This is a genomic window from Streptomyces sp. NPDC050704 (assembly GCF_040654355.1).
Lineage (GTDB): Bacteria > Actinomycetota > Actinomycetes > Streptomycetales > Streptomycetaceae > Streptomyces.
Window position 1 is genome coordinate 1 of record NZ_JBFAHW010000177.1, and the last position, 14441, is coordinate 14441.

Sequence of the window (14441 nt, forward strand, 5' to 3'; positions counted from 1 at the left end):
CCAGCCGGCCTTCTCGGCGGAGCCGCGCACGCCGTGACACCAGGTCCGGAGCCGGCCCCGCGCCACGCGCCGTACGTATGGCCGCGCGGGCGGTGAGGCCGGTCAGCCCACCTTTTCGATACGGGCGTTGCGGATCAGGAACTTCCCGGGTTCGCGGACCTGCTCGAACGCCGCGTCGTTGAGCAGCGCGCAGCTGCCGGAGGTCGAGGTGACCTCCACGGTCGTGGACTTGTCGTTGTCGAGGTTGGTGACCTTCAGCTTCGTACCGGCCGGGAACTGGTTGCTGGACGCGGCCGGGGCGCCCGCCTCGCCGGAGAGGGTGACGGTGGAACCGGTGCAGACCTGCTCACCGCCGGCGACCGGGGCATCGCCGCCGGCTCCCTCGACGGGCGACTCCTGAGGCGTCCCTGCCTCCGCCCCTGCCCCAGCCTCTGCCCCTGCTTCCGAATCCGCTCCCGAATCCGAGTCCCCGACCGCGCATCCGGAGGCCTCCTGCTGCACCTTGATCTGGGCGATCACGGCCTCCCGGTTGGCGATCCGCGCCGCCGACTGCGCGTCCGGGGCGGCGCGCTGACCCTCGATGAACGTCTCGTTGTTCCCGAGCGCGGTGGCCAGTCCGTCGCAGACGACCGAGGACTGCTCCACGGGCGCCGCGTTCGACGTGGCGGCCAGGGCGAAGGCCCCTCCGCCGGCCACCGCCGCGGCGCTCACCAGCAGCGCGAGCTTCTTCTTCGGGCCGAGGGTTCTTCTGCGTGACATGCGCGGCTCCTGTCCCCGGCCGCCCCGGTCGGCGGCCGTCCGCCGCTATGTACGAGATATCGAACGGGGTTACTCAGTGGTTAACACGAGTCACTCAAGTGACGTAGATCACACGGGAGTTGAGTGAACGGCGACGCGATGACCACGGACGGAACGGGTTTGCCGGGGTCGGAGGCGCGGCCGGGTCCGCCGCTGTCCGCGTAGAGCACGACTCCGGCCGCGACGGCCGCGACGAGGGCGACTCCCACCGCGCTCCCGGCCACCAGCCGGGTCCGCCGTCTTCTGCGCAGCCGCTCCCGCTCGGCCACCCACTGGGCGTAGGGGTCGGGCGGCCTGTGCGGCATTCCTTGATCACCGAAGCTCATGGCGGCGGAGAGTAACAGTGGAGGAGGCCCTCGGTCCCGTCTCCCGACAAATCGTCAACTGGTAGTACAGATGGGCGGGATCAGCGCCCCATGGCATCCCGCACGGCCTCGTCCGTACGCGCCACGACGGCGGTTCCGTCCTCCGCGGTGATGATGGGCCGCTGGATGAGCCGGGGATGCTCGGCCAGCGCCTTGATCCACCGCTCCCGCGAACCGGCGTCCCGGGCCCACTCCTTCATCCCCAGTTCCTTCGCCACGGCCTCCTGGGTCCGGGTGATGTCCCACGGCTCAAGCCCCAGCCGCTCCAGGACGTCCCGGATCTCACCCTCACTCGGCACGTCCTCCAGGTACCGGCGCACGGTGTACGCCACACCCTCCTCATCCAGCACCTTGATGGCACTGCGGCACTTCGAACAGGCCGGATTGATCCAGATCTCCATGCCGCACAAGGTACGCGAAACACCGTGCCGCTCACTGGTCACGGCACCGCCCAAAGCCCTTCTGGCCAGGGGCGATTGTCAGTGGGCCGCAGTAGAATAGAAGCAGTGTTCGAGGGTGCCGCCGGAGACGCCGGACGGTTCCCTGACCGCGACAGGAGGATGCCTGTGCCCGCTGCCGCACTCATGCCGCTGCCCACCCAGTCCACGTCGAAGAGGGCCGTTCCGCTCGACCGGCCGTACGAGCCCGTCGAGAAGCGCCCGCTGCCGCCGGGTCGTCCACGCGACTGGTACATCACGCACAACCGCCGCCTGAAGGCGATGCGGCTCGCCATCGCCCTGCTCGACTCCGGCGTCTACGTACCCAACCAGGCCCGCAACGAGACGATCCACCGCACGGCCGAACTCATCGGCGTCCACCCGCCGTCCGACACGACGTGCCACATGGTCCGGGCACTGATGAGGTACGCGCGCTGAGCCCACGCGGAGTGCGCCGCCTGTTCCCGGGGGACAGGCGGCGCACGGGTGTCCGGCACCCGCGGACACCCACCCGGACACGCCTACCCGGACGCCAACTCCCGCTCCAGCGGCGTCCGGAAGCGCGGGGTGACCCGGGTCGGGGCCAGCCAGGCGGTCAGACGCGCGGCCTCCGTCTCGATGGCCGCCCGCGCCTCCTGACCGACCCCCTCGGTGTCCAGCAGCCGCCACACGAGTTCGCCGTCGGGGCGCTGGGCCCAGCCCCCGACGATCCGGCCGTTCCACCACACCGTCGGCCCGATGTTCCCGCTGCGGTCGAAGAGGGCGGGCCGCGCCTTTGGTGCGCAGTACCAGTCCCGGTCCTGCCAGCCCATGGCCGTCGGATCCAGAGCGGGTAGCAGCGCCGCCCACGGCTCACCGGCCCCGACGGGTTCCACCGAGTCGGCGAGCACGTACCCCACGCCCTCGTCGACCGACACGGCCACCGCCCCCACCGCGGTCAGCGCGGCCCGCACCTCGGTGACCTTCCACCCCGTCCACCACTTCAGATCGGCTTCCGTGGCCGGCCCGCAGGCGGCGAGCCAGCGCCGCACCAGCTCGGCCTGAGCCCCGGCGACCGGCAGCTCGGGGTACGGAGGAGCGATCGCCCACCGGAACTGCGTGGACGTCCACGACCCCAACGGCCGCCCGCGCACCACCCGCCCCTCGACCCCCAGCACCCGCAACAACTGTGACGAAACGGTGTGCACGCCCTCGTAACTCTTCCCCGCCGCGTAGACGTATTGCTCCCTCAACCGCGGCTCGTCCCGCGCCAGTTCGGCCGCGGTCGCCTGCCCCCGCCGGGCCAGGGCGGCCAACGCCGAGGTCTCCACCTCCGCGAGCCACTCCGCGTCCGGCGCCCCCGCCTTCGCCATGTTCTTGATCAGCGAGGCCCGTTGCCGCGCGGCGAAGGCGATCCCGGTGGACGCGTGCACCACGGCGACGAGTTCGGTGGGAAACACGAAGACGGTGTGCCGCATGCCGTGCATCCGCACCAGCGTGCCGTCCTCGTACAGGGCCCGCTCAAGTTCCGCCACGGTCTTCGACGCGTCCACGAGCCGCGCCCCGACGCCGAGGAACACGGTTGCGGGATCCGTCCCGTGCAGCGCGACCAGCGAGGCCCCGACCTCCTCCGGCGTGGCCGCCCGCGCGGTTACCGCCAGCCGCTGCCCGACCCCGAGCCGGGCCCGCCGCTCGGCCACCCCGATGTACCGCCGTTGTTCACTCACGCCGCCACGCCTCCGCCGTCGTCCCGGTCCACCGGCCTGGTCCGCTGTCCTGAAGGGGAGCAACTCCAGGCGAGCGTCAGGCTATCGTGCCTAACGAACTGAGGTTCGACTGAACGAAAGGGGACCCATGGCCGGGCCGACCTCCACACCGACATCCGCACCGACGTCCACAGCGACACCCACTCCGGAGCAGCGCGTGGCGCAGGTGTTCGTCGAACTCGCCGGAAGCGCCGTCACCGACCCCGCCGATCCGTCCGGTCTCTTCGCGAGGCTCGCGGCCCACAGCACACGGCTGCTTGGCCTCTGCGCCGCGACCGTCCTGTACGTCCCCGACGAGCGGGACGCTCCGCAACTGACCGTATCCGAGGGAGAGTTATCGCGGCTGGAGCGACAGGCCGTGGAGTGGGCCGAGGGGCCGGCCCACGAGTGCCACCGCTCCGGCGAACGCGTACCGGACACCGCGCTCGACGGTGACCGGGCCCGGCAGCGGTGGCCGCGCTACACGGCCCGCGCGCTGGACCTCGGCTACCGGCGCACCGCCGCCCTGCCCCTCCTCGGCCCCACCGAGGACACCGCCGTCGACACCGACGGGGACACCGATGTGTTCGGTGCCCTCGTCCTCTTCACCTCCGGGACGACCCCGCTCACCGACGACGTACTCACCCTCGGCCGGTCACTCGCGGACATCGCAGGCGTCGTCCTGGCCCGCGACCGCGAGGTACGTGAGAGCCGGGCCCTCGCCGACCAGCTGGGCCAGGCCCTGACCAGCCGCATCGTCATCGAACAGGCCAAGGGTGTGCTCGCCGCCCGCCTCTCGCTCCCGGTCGACGCCGCCTTCACGGTCCTGCGCGCCCACGCCCGCTCCCACCGCCGCCGCCTCCCGGAGGTGGCCCGCGAGGTGGTCGAGGACGGGCTGCGTATCGAGCCGGAGTAGCGCTCCGGGCCGCCAGGAGCCCCGGCCTCTGGTCGCTGGAAGCCCCGAACTCTGGCCGCTAGGAGCCCTGCGGCGCCGCCGACTCGTGCGGCTTCTTCGACTCCTTCGGAGCCCGTGCCGCGGCGATCGCCTCACGCAGCGCGTCCTCCTCCGCCTGGTTCAGCGAGGTCTGCACCAATTGGCCGCCGTACTGCGCGAGTTGAGGGATCACCTTGTCCTCGGCCGCGCGCTTGACCAGCGCGAAGACCGCGGCCGCACCCGGTCGCAGATTCCGGCTGAGCTCCTTCATGAAGTCGTCGTTGATGCCGGTGTCCGTGACCGCGCCGCCGGCCGCACCGGCCGCCGCGCCCACCGCCGCACCGAGCAGCGGCGCGAGGAAGAGCAGCCCGATCACCCCGCCCCACAGCGCACCCCCGGCCGCGCCCACGGCGGTGTGGTTGACCGCCTGGTGCAGCTTGATCTCTCCGTCGTCGCGCCGCTCGACGACCACCGCGTCCTCCAGCTCGACCAAATGCTCCTTGGAGAGCGCGAACAGCTTGTCGCGTACCTGATTGGCGGTGGCGAGGTCGTCGTAGGCGACAACGAACAGATTGCTCATCCCGGTACACCTCATATGTCGATTTTTGTGCTGATTTTTTTCGACTCTAGGGTGTGCCGTGGGCCCTCGCACTCGGACCCGGCCATTATTCGTTTCCACCGGGCAGGCATCACCCGGCATCCTGAGGGCTACTCTCAACCCACCGACGGGCCGGTGCACATACCTGGCACCGCGTCGGACATCTCAAGGTCCCACCACTCACGCACAAGGAGACCCAGCATGGGTACCTTGGTCATATTGGCGATCCTCGCTCTGGTCGTCCTAGGTTTCAGCAACCCCGTCTGGTGGCTCGCCGCGGTCGCCCTGGTCTACCTGCACGTGCGCTACGGCCGCACCGGCCAGGGCTCCCCGGGCTCGTCGAAGGGCGGCCCCTCGGGCTCTTCCGGCTCGGGGTCGCGGATGGACACCAGCTACAGTGCGTACCGCCGGCGCCGCGACCAGCAGGCCAGGTGGGAGCGCCGCTACCGCCGTGAACGCCCCTGGATGGCCCGGCGTAAGGGCAGTTAGCCCAGGCCCGGTGCGCCCCAGACGGGGAACCACCGGCCCAGGTCCTGCTCCACTCGCAGGTCGTTCCCGAGTACCGCCCTGACCTGCAACTCCAGCGCGTTGTCGCGCCGCTCGCCGCCCTCGGGCAGCGGCGCGAACGGGTAGAAGGTCCCGCGCTTGTAGAGGTAGACGAGCCCGAGCCGCCGCCCCTCGCCGTCGCGGAAACCGACCGCCGAGCACAGCAGCTGCGGTCCGAAGCCACTGCCCTCCAGCGCGCTGTTCACGGCGTGCAGATCACCGACGAGCGCGGGCAGCTCGTCCGGTCCCCGCCGCGACACCAGCCAGGTGTACCCGTAGTCGTCCCGGCTCACCTCCACCGGCGGCCCGGTGCGCTCCGAGTCCGCGTCGAGCAGCGCCCGCACTTCCTGTCGTACGTCGTCGAAGGCGGCCCCCTCGACGCTCGCGAAGCACACCGAGCCGTGCCCGGTGGGGGTGAACCCGGCCGCCGCCTCCAGGGTCACGGCGGCCGACGGCAGCCCGAAGAGCCGGTCGAGGTCGGGGGCGACGGGCTTGGTGCGCCCCAGGAGGATGTCCAGCAGCCCCATGCCGCTCATGCCTTCCCGGGAGTCCCGGGAGTCCCGGGAGCCGCCGCCTCGCCCAGCTCGCCGGAGATCCGCGCCAGTTGATCGAGGCGCTGCTCCAGGCTGGGGTGGGTCGACAGGAGCCGGGCCGGACCCGGGTGGGCGCCCAGCGCGGGCGTGAAGTAGAAGGCGTTGAAGGCCTGCGCCGTCCGCAGGTCCTTCGTCGGGATCCGGGCGATGTCCCCCGATACCTTGGCGAGCGCGGAGGCCAGCGCCGAGGGCCGCCCGGTGAGCAGCGCCGCCGCCCGGTCCGCGGCCAGCTCCCGGTACCGGCACAGCGCCCGGATGAGCAGGAAGCTGATCATGTACACGGCTGCGGAGACGCCCATCACCGCCGAGAACACCACGGCGGTGTTCTGGTCCCGCCGCCCGCCGCCGAACAGCTGCGAGTAGAAGGCGAACCGCACGACGAGTCCGGCGATCACCCCGAGGAACGAGGCGATGGTGATCACCGCGACATCCTTGTGCGCCACATGCGACAGCTCGTGCGCGAGCACGCCCTCCAGCTCCGCCGGCTCCAGCCGCCGCAGCAGCCCGGTGGTCACACAGACGACGGCGTTGTCGGGGTTGCGTCCGGTCGCGAACGCGTTCGGCATCTCCATGTCGGCCACGGCGACCACGGGCTTCGGCATGTCCGCGGTCGCGCACAGCCGGTCGATCACCCCGTGCAGCTGCGGATACTCCTCGCGCTCGACGACCCGCCCGTGCATCGCGTACAGCGCGATCCGGTCCGAGAACCAGTACTGGGCGCCGAGCAGCGCCGCCGCGATCACCACGACCAGCACCCAGGACTTCAGCAGCACGATCAACACGGCCACGAACACCACGTACAGCAGCCCGAGCAGGAACAGCGTGACCCCCATCCGCACGGTCAGCCGTCGATCGGCCTGGAAGCGGCTCTTCATCACGATCACCCACACCTTCAACGGGGCATTCACCCCGATTCCAGTGTGCACCTGGGCATTTCCATGAAGAGGTACCGATCGGCCCCGCAACCGGCAAAAACACGGGAGCCCCGCCAGTACCCGTGAGGGTGGCGAGGCTCCCGTAGGACTGACTGCCTACCTGTCGGTCACACGTCGTAGTAGAGCTCGAACTCGTGCGGGTGCGGACGCAGCTGCAGCGGAGCGATCTCGTTCGTGCGCTTGAAGTCGATCCACGTCTCGATCAGGTCGGACGTGAAGACGTCGCCCGCGAGCAGGAACTCGTGGTCGGCCTCAAGGCGGTCGAGGACGGCCGGGAGCGAGGTCGGGACCTGCGCGACGCCCGCGTGCTCCTCGGGAGCCAGCTCGTAGAGGTCCTTGTCGATCGGCTCGGCCGGCTCGATCTTGTTCTTGATGCCGTCGAGGCCGGCCAGCAGCAGCGCCGAGAAGGCGAGGTACGGGTTGCCGGAGGAGTCCGGGGCACGGAACTCGACGCGCTTGGCCTTCGGGTTCGAGCCCGTGATCGGGATGCGCATGGCCGCGGAGCGGTTGCGCTGCGAGTAGACCAGGTTGACCGGGGCCTCGAAGCCGGGCACCAGGCGGTGGTACGAGTTCACCGTCGGGTTGGTGAAGGCCAGCAGCGACGGGGCGTGCTTGAGGATGCCGCCGATGTAGAAGCGGGCGGTGTCCGACAGGCCCGCGTAACCGGCCTCGTCGTAGAACAGCGGGTCGCCGTTGGCCCAGAGCGACGAGTGGATGTGCATGCCCGAGCCGTTGTCACCGAAGATCGGCTTCGGCATGAAGGTCGCGGTCTTGCCGTTGCGCCAGGCGACGTTCTTCACGATGTACTTGAAGAGCTGGAGGTCGTCGGCCGCGGCGAGCAGCGTGTTGAACTTGTAGTTGATCTCGGCCTGTCCTGCGGTGCCCACCTCGTGGTGCTGGCGCTCGACCTGGAGACCGGACCTGCCCAGCTCCAGGGAGATCTCGGCACGCAGGTCGGCGAAGTGGTCGACCGGCGGGGTCGGGAAGTAACCGCCCTTGTAGCGGACCTTGTAGCCGCGGTTGTCCTCCAGCGCACCGGTGTTCCAGGCGCCCGCCTCGGAGTCGATGTGGTAGAAGGACTCGTTCGACTTGGTCTCGAAACGCACGCTGTCGAAGACGTAGAACTCGGCCTCGGGGCCGAAGTACGCGGTGTCGGCGATGCCGGTCGACGCGAGGTACGCCTCGGCCTTCTTCGCCACGTTGCGCGGGTCACGGGAGTACTGCTCGCCCGTGATCGGGTCGTGGATGAAGAAGTTGATGTTGACCGTCTTGTCCTTGCGGAACGGGTCGACACGCGCGGTGGACAGGTCGGCGCGGAGCGCCATGTCGGACTCGTGGATGGCCTGGAAGCCGCGGATCGAGGAGCCGTCGAAGGCCAGTTCCTCGGTCGGGTCGAAGGCCTCTGCCGGCACCGTGAAGTGCTGCATCACGCCAGGCAGGTCGCAGAAGCGGACGTCGACGAACTTGACGTCCTTATCCGCGATGAACTTCTTGGCCTCGTCGGCGTTCTGGAACATCCAGCTCCTCCTACTCCCGACCATGTCCGACCGGGGTGGTAGTTCGTTCGTGCGGCCAGTGCGGTGGCACACGCTGAGCCCGACTTTAGGGACGGGTGATTTCTCAAGCGTGACCCATTTGTTTCGCCCAAGTTAACCGACCCCTGCTCGAAGAGCCCCTCCTGTCCGTATACCAAAACGCGCGCAGTACCGTGGACGGGTGGACAACAGGCATGCAATCGGATCGTGGCTCTCCGGACCCCGCGCGGCCGCGGAGGAGGCCGGTGTCGACTTCGGATACCGCGGCGAGCAGCTGGGCCTGCCCGAGTCGGGCCCCGGGTCGATCGCCCGCCCCGGCCGGCGCCTCGGCGCCCTCGCCGTCGACTGGGGCCTGTGCCTCTTGATCGCATACGGCCTGATCACTGACGGCTACGGCCAGGCGACCGGAAACTGGGCACTGCTCATCTTCTTCGCGCTGGGCGTCCTGACCGTCGGCACGATCGGCTCCACCCCGGGCAAGCGCCTGTTCGGCCTCCGAGTGCTGGCCCTGGACACCGGCACCGTCAACCCCCTCCGCGCCCTCCTGCGCACGGCCCTCCTGTGCGTAGCCCTCCCGGCCCTCATCTGGGACCGCGACGGCCGAGGCCTCCACGACCGCCTGGCCCGCACGGTCGAGGTCAGGATCTGACCGGCCGAACTTCGATACGTGGAAGGGGGCGCCCGGAGTGATCCGGGCGCCCCCTTCCACGTACAGGATTCGGGTCAGCGCATTTTGGGGCCGCCGCGAGGCATCCGCATCCCCTTGGGCATCGGCCCCTTGGGAAGCGGCATGTTGCTCATCAGGTCACCCAGCGCCCGCAGCCGATCGTTCGTCGCGGTGACCTGAGGACCACTCAGGACCCGCGGCAGCTTCAGCATCGTCGTGCGGAGCTTCTTGAGCTCCACCTGGCCCTCACCCGTGCCGACGAGAATGTCGTGCACCGGCACGTCCGCGACGATGCGGGCCATCTTCTTCTTCTCGGCGGCCAGCAGGCTCTTCACCCGGTTCGGGTTGCCCTCCGCGATCAGCACGATGCCCGGCTTGCCGACAGCCCGGTGCACCACGTCCTGGCTGCGGTTCATCGCCACCGCCGGTGTCGTCGTCCAGCCGCGCTTCATGTTGTCGAGCACCGCCGCCGCCGCGCCCGGCTGGCCCTCCATCTGACCGAAGGCCGCCCGCTCGGCCCGGCGTCCGAAGACGATCGCCGTCGCGAGGAAGGCGAACAGAAGGCCGAGAATGCCGAGATAGATCGGGTGACCGATCCAGAAGCCGATCGCGAGGAAGACACCGAGGGTGACGATTCCGACAGCCGCGAGTACAAGACCGATTTTTGAGTCGGCCTTGCGGGTCATCTTGTAAGTCAGGGCGATCTGCTTGAGCCGCCCGGGGTTCGCAGCGTCCGCTGCGGGTTCCTTCCTCGCCATGCCGTGAAGTCTACGTGTCGCGGGAAGCGCCGACGACGGCGGTGCCGGGTCGGCCTTCACCACGGGCCCTGCCACCGGCCTTCGTCGGCTCAGGAGCGAGTGGTGAGCGACTGCTCCAGTACGCGCTGCGCCTCGACCCGGTCCTTGGCGCGGCGGCGGTCCTCCAGGACGGAGGTCCAGGCGTTGCGGCGGGCGGTGCGCTGGCCGTTGCTCATGAGCAGGGACTCGACGGCACGGAGTGCATCGGTGAAGGACGGAATCGCTGTGGCGCGTACGGGCGTGGCCTGCATTGTGGAGGTCCCCCCTCGGGATGGCGGCTCTGGCTAGGGATGTACCTGGCGTAAGAGCACTGTCACTGAATGGTGTTACCAGGGCGTGACCGACCGGTCAAACGCCAGTGAAACCTTGATATGCAGGCTCGAAACACTGACGCGGCCCTGATGGTGGCCCCCAGCTGCGGGGACGGTCAGGACCGCGTCGTATTGGCCATTACTCGCCGGTAGTTTCTTGTGCTCAGATTCACACGCCTGTGGCACTGCGTGCCATCGCGCACGTCACGCGCGCTTGTACGGATTCGTGCGCGCGGCACGGAGTACGACTTCACGCCGAACTCCGTGTCGGGCCGCCTCGGGCCGTTTCAGGCAGCGTCAGACGGCCTGCGAGGCGACGTACGCGCCCCGCTTCTCGATCGCCATCTGGTAGAGGCGTCCGGCGCGGTACGAGGAGCGGACCAGCGGGCCCGACATGACGCCGGAGAAGCCGATCTGCTCGGCCTCGTCCTTCAGCTCCACGAACTCGTGCGGCTTGACCCAGCGCTCCACGGGGTGGTGGCGCACGGTCGGCCGCAGGTACTGCGTGATGGTGATCAGCTCGCAGCCCGCGTCGTGCAGCTGCCGGAGCGCCTCGCTGACCTCTTCGCGGGTCTCGCCCATGCCGAGGATCAGGTTCGACTTCGTGACCAGGCCGTAGTCGCGGGCCTCGGTGATGACCTTCAGCGAGCGCTCGTAGCGGAAGCCCGGGCGGATGCGCTTGAAGATCCGGGGGACCGTCTCGACGTTGTGCGCGAAGACCTCGGGGCGCGAGGAGAAGACCTCGGCCAGCTGGTCCGGCTCGGCGTTGAAGTCGGGGGCGAGGAGTTCGACCTTGGTGCGGCCGGACTCGCGGGCGGCGGTCTGCGCGTGGATCTGGCGGACCGTCTCCGCGTACAGCCAGGCGCCGCCGTCTTCGAGGTCGTCGCGCGCGACACCCGTGATCGTCGCGTAGTTCAGGTCCATCGTGACGACGGACTCGCCCACGCGGCGCGGCTCGTCGCGGTCCAGCGCCTCGGGCTTGCCGGTGTCGATCTGGCAGAAGTCGCAGCGCCTCGTGCACTGGTCGCCGCCGATGAGGAACGTGGCCTCGCGGTCTTCCCAGCACTCGTAGATGTTGGGACAGCCCGCCTCCTGGCAGACCGTGTGCAGGCCCTCGCTCTTCACGAGGTTCTGCATCTTGGTGTATTCGGGACCCATTTTCGCCCGGGTCTTGATCCACTCGGGCTTGCGCTCGATGGGGGTCTGGGCGTTCCGGACCTCCAGGCGCAGCATCTTGCGTCCGTCGGGTGCGACTGCGGACACATCGGCTCCCTGTAGCTTCGATTCTTCGGCGTACACCAGGGTACGCCCGTGCGGTTCTCGGTCCCCGTGGTGGGCAACCTTCGGGAACGGGGGTGCATTCCCTGGGGTTTCCTCGCCCCCGCCGCCCTTACCCGTCCCGTCCTTCTGGGGCTCCGCCCCAGACCCCGTGGGGTGAGTTGTCGGGTGCGGGTCCGCTGTGGCTGGTCGCGCAGTTCCCCGCGCCCCTGGAGGGCGGGGCTGCGCCCCTGCCCTAGGCCGTGGCCCGTTCGATCTCTCGTGGCCTCAGCTCCGCATTCCCCAGCACATCCCCCAGATGCCGCTCCACCACGGGCAGGACCTCCGCGATGGTGACGGGGCGGCCCAGCTCGTAGGCGAGCGACGTGACCCCCGCGTCACGGATTCCGCACGGGATGATCTTGTCGAAGGAGGATGTGTCCGGGTTCACGTTCAGGGCGAAGCCGTGCATGGTGACGCCCTTGGCGACCCGGATGCCCACGGCGCAGATCTTGCGGTCCTCGCGACGCTGCCCCGCGTTGGAGGGCGCGTACTCGGGCCCGTCGAGCCGCGGGTCGAACTCGTCGTCGGTCAGCCGCGGGTCGAGATCGAGGGCGAGGCCGCCGAGCGAGGGACGCTGCGACACCGGGTCACCGAGGACCCAGACGCCCGCCCGGCCCTCCACCCGGCTCGTCTCGATGCCGAACTCCGCACAGACGCCGATCATCGCCTCTTCGAGACGGCGGAGGTGGGCGATGACGTCGACCGGGCGGGGCAGCTTCTGGATCGGGTAGCCCACGAGCTGGCCCGGGCCGTGCCAGGTGATCTTGCCGCCGCGGTCCACGTCGACGACGGGGGTGCCGTCGAGGGGGCGCTCGTTGTCCGCCGTACGCCGGCCCGCCGTGTAGACGGGCTGGTGCTCCAGGAGCAGACAGGTGTCGGGGATCTCGTCCTGGAAGCGGGCCGCGTGCACGCGGCGCTGCTCGTCCCAGGCCTCCTGGTACTCGACGGCGTCCGCACCGAAACCCATCCGGACGAACCGCAACTCACTCACGGCAAGCGCCTCCCTGGAAGCACTGGATGCATTCATAAGGCACGCAACGTGCCCCTGCCACTGTACGTCCGGCCGATGCCCGTCAGCCGTGGGGTCAATCCTCACACGATCGGATGAATGCGTGTCGAAGTGTGCGATCGCTTGCTTACGGAGCGCTACATTCGCGCCGTTCACGAGGCCAATAAGGGCTGCTCAAGGCAAGGCGGCCGACCTCGCCCGGGCCTGTCCTGACAGGTCCCCAGCACGGAAGGCAGGAGTTCGCACCGCAGATGACGGAACGACCCGCGCAGCGCACCCCCAATCGTCAGCTCGCCGCGCTTATCGCAGAAGCGGGGTTCTCCAACGCGGGACTCGCCCGCCGAGTGGACCAGCTCGGCCTCGAACACGGGCTCGATCTCAGATACGACAAGACATCGGTGACCCGCTGGCTGCGCGGCCAGCAGCCCCGGGGCACCACACCCGCGCTGATCGCCGAGGTCTTCACCCGCCGCCTGGGCCGCCGGCTCACCGCACAGGACCTCGGCCTCGACGCGTGCGCCCCGGTCTACGCCGGTCTGGAGTTCGCCGCCACACCCGAGGAGGCCATCGACATCGTCGGCGGCCTGTGGCGCAAGGACTCCGGGAGCCATGCGGAGCTGCGCAAGATCGCGTTCACCCCGGCGGGACTCGTCGTGCCCAGCCGGGACTGGCTGATCGGACGCGCCGACGACCGGGTGAGCCGCGGCGACCCCGCGACCGTGCGCGTGCCCGTACAGGGCCGCCCGCCGGCCGTTCCCCGGCAGCGCACGCAGACCGAGCGCGGGCCCGGGCAGCGGGTGACCCAGGGCGACATCGCGGCGCTGCGCTCGGTCGGTGAGCTGTTCCGGGCGCTCGACCACGCCTACGGCGGCGGACACGCCCGGCAGGCCCTGGTGCGCTATCTGGAGCACGAGGCCGAGCCCATGCTGCGCGGCACGTACGGCGAGCAGACCGGGCGCCGGCTGTTCGCGGCCGCGGCCGACCTCACCCGCCTGGCCGGCTGGACGTCGTACGACATCGCCGCGCACGGCCTGGCCCAGCGGTACTTCGTGCAGGCGCTCCGGCTCTCGCAGGCGGCGGGGGACCGGGCGTACGGCTCCTACGTGCTCGTGACGATGAGTCGGCAAGCCGTCTATCTGGGGCACGGCCGGGAGGCGGTGCAGCTGGCGCGGGTCGCCCAACAGGGTGTCGGCTCGGCCGCGCCGCCGGTCGTGCAGGCGCTGCTGTACGCGGTCGAGGCGCGCGGGCACGGAGTGCTGAGCGAGGTGCGGGCGTGCACGGCCTCGCTGGTGCGGGCCGAGCGGGCCCTGGAGGCGGCCAGGCCCGGCGACGAGGTCCCGCACTGGGCGCGCTTCTTCGACGAGGCGCAGCTCGCCGACGAGTTCGCGCACTGCCACCGCGACCTCCAGCAGTACCGGGCCGCCGCCCAGCACGCGGAACGCTCACTCCAGCTGCGCGCGCCCGGCTACGCCCGCAGTCGCCTCTTCTGCCGCGTCGTCCTCGCCACCGCCCGCCTGGGCCTCGGCGAACTCGACCAGGCCTGCCAGCTGGGCGCGGAGGCGGCGGCCCAGGCCGGGGAGATGCGGTCGGTGCGGGCCCTGGAGTACGTACGCGACTTCGAGCGACGGCTGGAACCGTACCGGGACGCGGCGCCGGTGCGGGGGTATCGCGACAAGGTCGCGGCTCTTGGCTGACGGCTCGCTCCGCGGGGAGGGCGGTATTCGGGCTCCGGGCCGTCCGTGGCCGGCCGCGCCCGGGCGGCGGAGCCGCATGTGTCTCGCCCCCACCGAGGACCGACAGGCACCCGGCGCGGGCTTCACCCACGAGTACGGCGACATCGTGCGGATCTCCAGCCCGCGACTCGGCGCTCTG

17 protein-coding genes are annotated in these 14441 nt (G+C 70.2%); 5 read left to right on the top strand and 12 right to left on the bottom strand.

Going from position 1 to position 14441, the window contains the following annotated elements; all coding sequences use genetic code 11:
- Positions 1-102: 102 nt before the first annotated feature.
- From AB0I18_RS48555 to AB0I18_RS48565, 3 genes are all read right to left on the bottom strand, one after another.
- A complete protein-coding gene (locus AB0I18_RS48555) occupies positions 103-759 on the bottom strand; it encodes a hypothetical protein (protein ID WP_363112259.1) in 657 nt (218 codons plus the stop codon).
- 80 nt (positions 760-839) lie between these two features.
- The gene (locus tag AB0I18_RS48560; RefSeq protein WP_363112260.1) at positions 840-1124 is read right to left on the bottom strand and encodes a hypothetical protein; all 285 of its coding nucleotides are present in this window, start codon (positions 1122-1124) and stop codon (positions 840-842) included.
- An 80-nt stretch (positions 1125-1204) separates the two neighbouring features.
- Entirely contained in the window at positions 1205-1564 is a 360-nt protein-coding gene (locus AB0I18_RS48565) for an arsenate reductase family protein (RefSeq protein ID WP_363112261.1), read from the bottom strand.
- A gap of 165 nt (positions 1565-1729) precedes the next feature.
- Between AB0I18_RS48565 and AB0I18_RS48570 the strand changes: the two genes are divergently transcribed.
- On the top strand, positions 1730-2038 hold the full coding sequence (locus AB0I18_RS48570) for a hypothetical protein (RefSeq protein ID WP_363112262.1): 309 nt from the start codon (positions 1730-1732) through the stop codon (positions 2036-2038).
- A gap of 83 nt (positions 2039-2121) precedes the next feature.
- Here the strand turns inward: AB0I18_RS48570 and AB0I18_RS48575 are convergent, their stop codons facing one another.
- Positions 2122-3306, bottom strand: coding sequence for a winged helix DNA-binding domain-containing protein (locus AB0I18_RS48575; RefSeq protein WP_363112263.1), 1185 nt, complete (start codon positions 3304-3306; stop codon positions 2122-2124).
- 127 nt (positions 3307-3433) lie between these two features.
- Here AB0I18_RS48575 and AB0I18_RS48580 point away from each other — a divergent pair, with 127 nt between their 5' ends.
- Positions 3434-4240: a GAF and ANTAR domain-containing protein gene (locus tag AB0I18_RS48580; protein ID WP_363112264.1), complete on the top strand. Its 807-nt coding sequence runs from the start codon at positions 3434-3436 to the stop codon at positions 4238-4240.
- A gap of 58 nt (positions 4241-4298) precedes the next feature.
- On the opposite strand, the gene AB0I18_RS48585 is transcribed toward AB0I18_RS48580, so the two are convergent.
- Complete coding sequence (locus AB0I18_RS48585; protein WP_363112265.1) at positions 4299-4838, bottom strand: DUF1269 domain-containing protein; 540 nt, start codon at positions 4836-4838, stop codon at positions 4299-4301.
- A 219-nt stretch (positions 4839-5057) separates the two neighbouring features.
- Here AB0I18_RS48585 and AB0I18_RS48590 point away from each other — a divergent pair, with 219 nt between their 5' ends.
- Positions 5058-5345 carry a hypothetical protein gene (locus AB0I18_RS48590; RefSeq protein WP_363112266.1) on the top strand — a complete coding sequence of 96 codons (288 nt, stop codon included), beginning with the start codon at positions 5058-5060 and terminating at the stop codon, positions 5343-5345.
- Here the strand turns inward: AB0I18_RS48590 and AB0I18_RS48595 are convergent.
- From AB0I18_RS48595 to glnA, 3 genes are all read right to left on the bottom strand, one after another.
- Complete coding sequence (locus tag AB0I18_RS48595; protein WP_363112273.1) at positions 5342-5929, bottom strand: hypothetical protein; 588 nt, start codon at positions 5927-5929, stop codon at positions 5342-5344. The genes AB0I18_RS48590 and AB0I18_RS48595 overlap by 4 nt on opposite strands.
- A gap of 5 nt (positions 5930-5934) precedes the next feature.
- The gene (gene htpX / locus AB0I18_RS48600) at positions 5935-6870 is read right to left on the bottom strand and encodes a zinc metalloprotease HtpX (RefSeq protein WP_363112274.1); all 936 of its coding nucleotides are present in this window, start codon (positions 6868-6870) and stop codon (positions 5935-5937) included.
- A 167-nt stretch (positions 6871-7037) separates the two neighbouring features.
- Positions 7038-8447 carry a type I glutamate--ammonia ligase gene (gene glnA, locus AB0I18_RS48605; RefSeq protein WP_363112267.1) on the bottom strand — a complete coding sequence of 470 codons (1410 nt, stop codon included), beginning with the start codon at positions 8445-8447 and terminating at the stop codon, positions 7038-7040.
- Between the two features lie 199 nt (positions 8448-8646).
- Here glnA and AB0I18_RS48610 point away from each other — a divergent pair, with 199 nt between their 5' ends.
- Positions 8647-9114 carry an RDD family protein gene (locus AB0I18_RS48610; RefSeq protein WP_363112268.1) on the top strand — a complete coding sequence of 156 codons (468 nt, stop codon included), beginning with the start codon at positions 8647-8649 and terminating at the stop codon, positions 9112-9114.
- Positions 9115-9188: 74 nt separating this feature from the next.
- On the opposite strand, the gene AB0I18_RS48615 is transcribed toward AB0I18_RS48610, so the two are convergent.
- From AB0I18_RS48615 to lipB, 4 genes are all read right to left on the bottom strand, one after another.
- Positions 9189-9890, bottom strand: coding sequence for a DUF4191 domain-containing protein (locus tag AB0I18_RS48615; RefSeq protein WP_363112275.1), 702 nt, complete (start codon positions 9888-9890; stop codon positions 9189-9191).
- An 89-nt stretch (positions 9891-9979) separates the two neighbouring features.
- Positions 9980-10180, bottom strand: coding sequence for a hypothetical protein (locus tag AB0I18_RS48620; protein ID WP_363112269.1), 201 nt, complete (start codon positions 10178-10180; stop codon positions 9980-9982).
- A gap of 357 nt (positions 10181-10537) precedes the next feature.
- Entirely contained in the window at positions 10538-11503 is a 966-nt protein-coding gene (gene lipA / locus AB0I18_RS48625) for a lipoyl synthase (RefSeq protein ID WP_363112270.1), read from the bottom strand.
- A 250-nt stretch (positions 11504-11753) separates the two neighbouring features.
- Positions 11754-12551, bottom strand: coding sequence for a lipoyl(octanoyl) transferase LipB (gene lipB, locus AB0I18_RS48630; protein WP_363112271.1), 798 nt, complete (start codon positions 12549-12551; stop codon positions 11754-11756).
- Positions 12552-12820: 269 nt separating this feature from the next.
- On the opposite strand from lipB, the gene AB0I18_RS48635 reads away from it, so the two are divergent.
- Entirely contained in the window at positions 12821-14263 is a 1443-nt protein-coding gene (locus AB0I18_RS48635; RefSeq protein ID WP_363112272.1) for a regulator, read from the top strand.
- Positions 14264-14441: the final 178 nt, after the last annotated feature.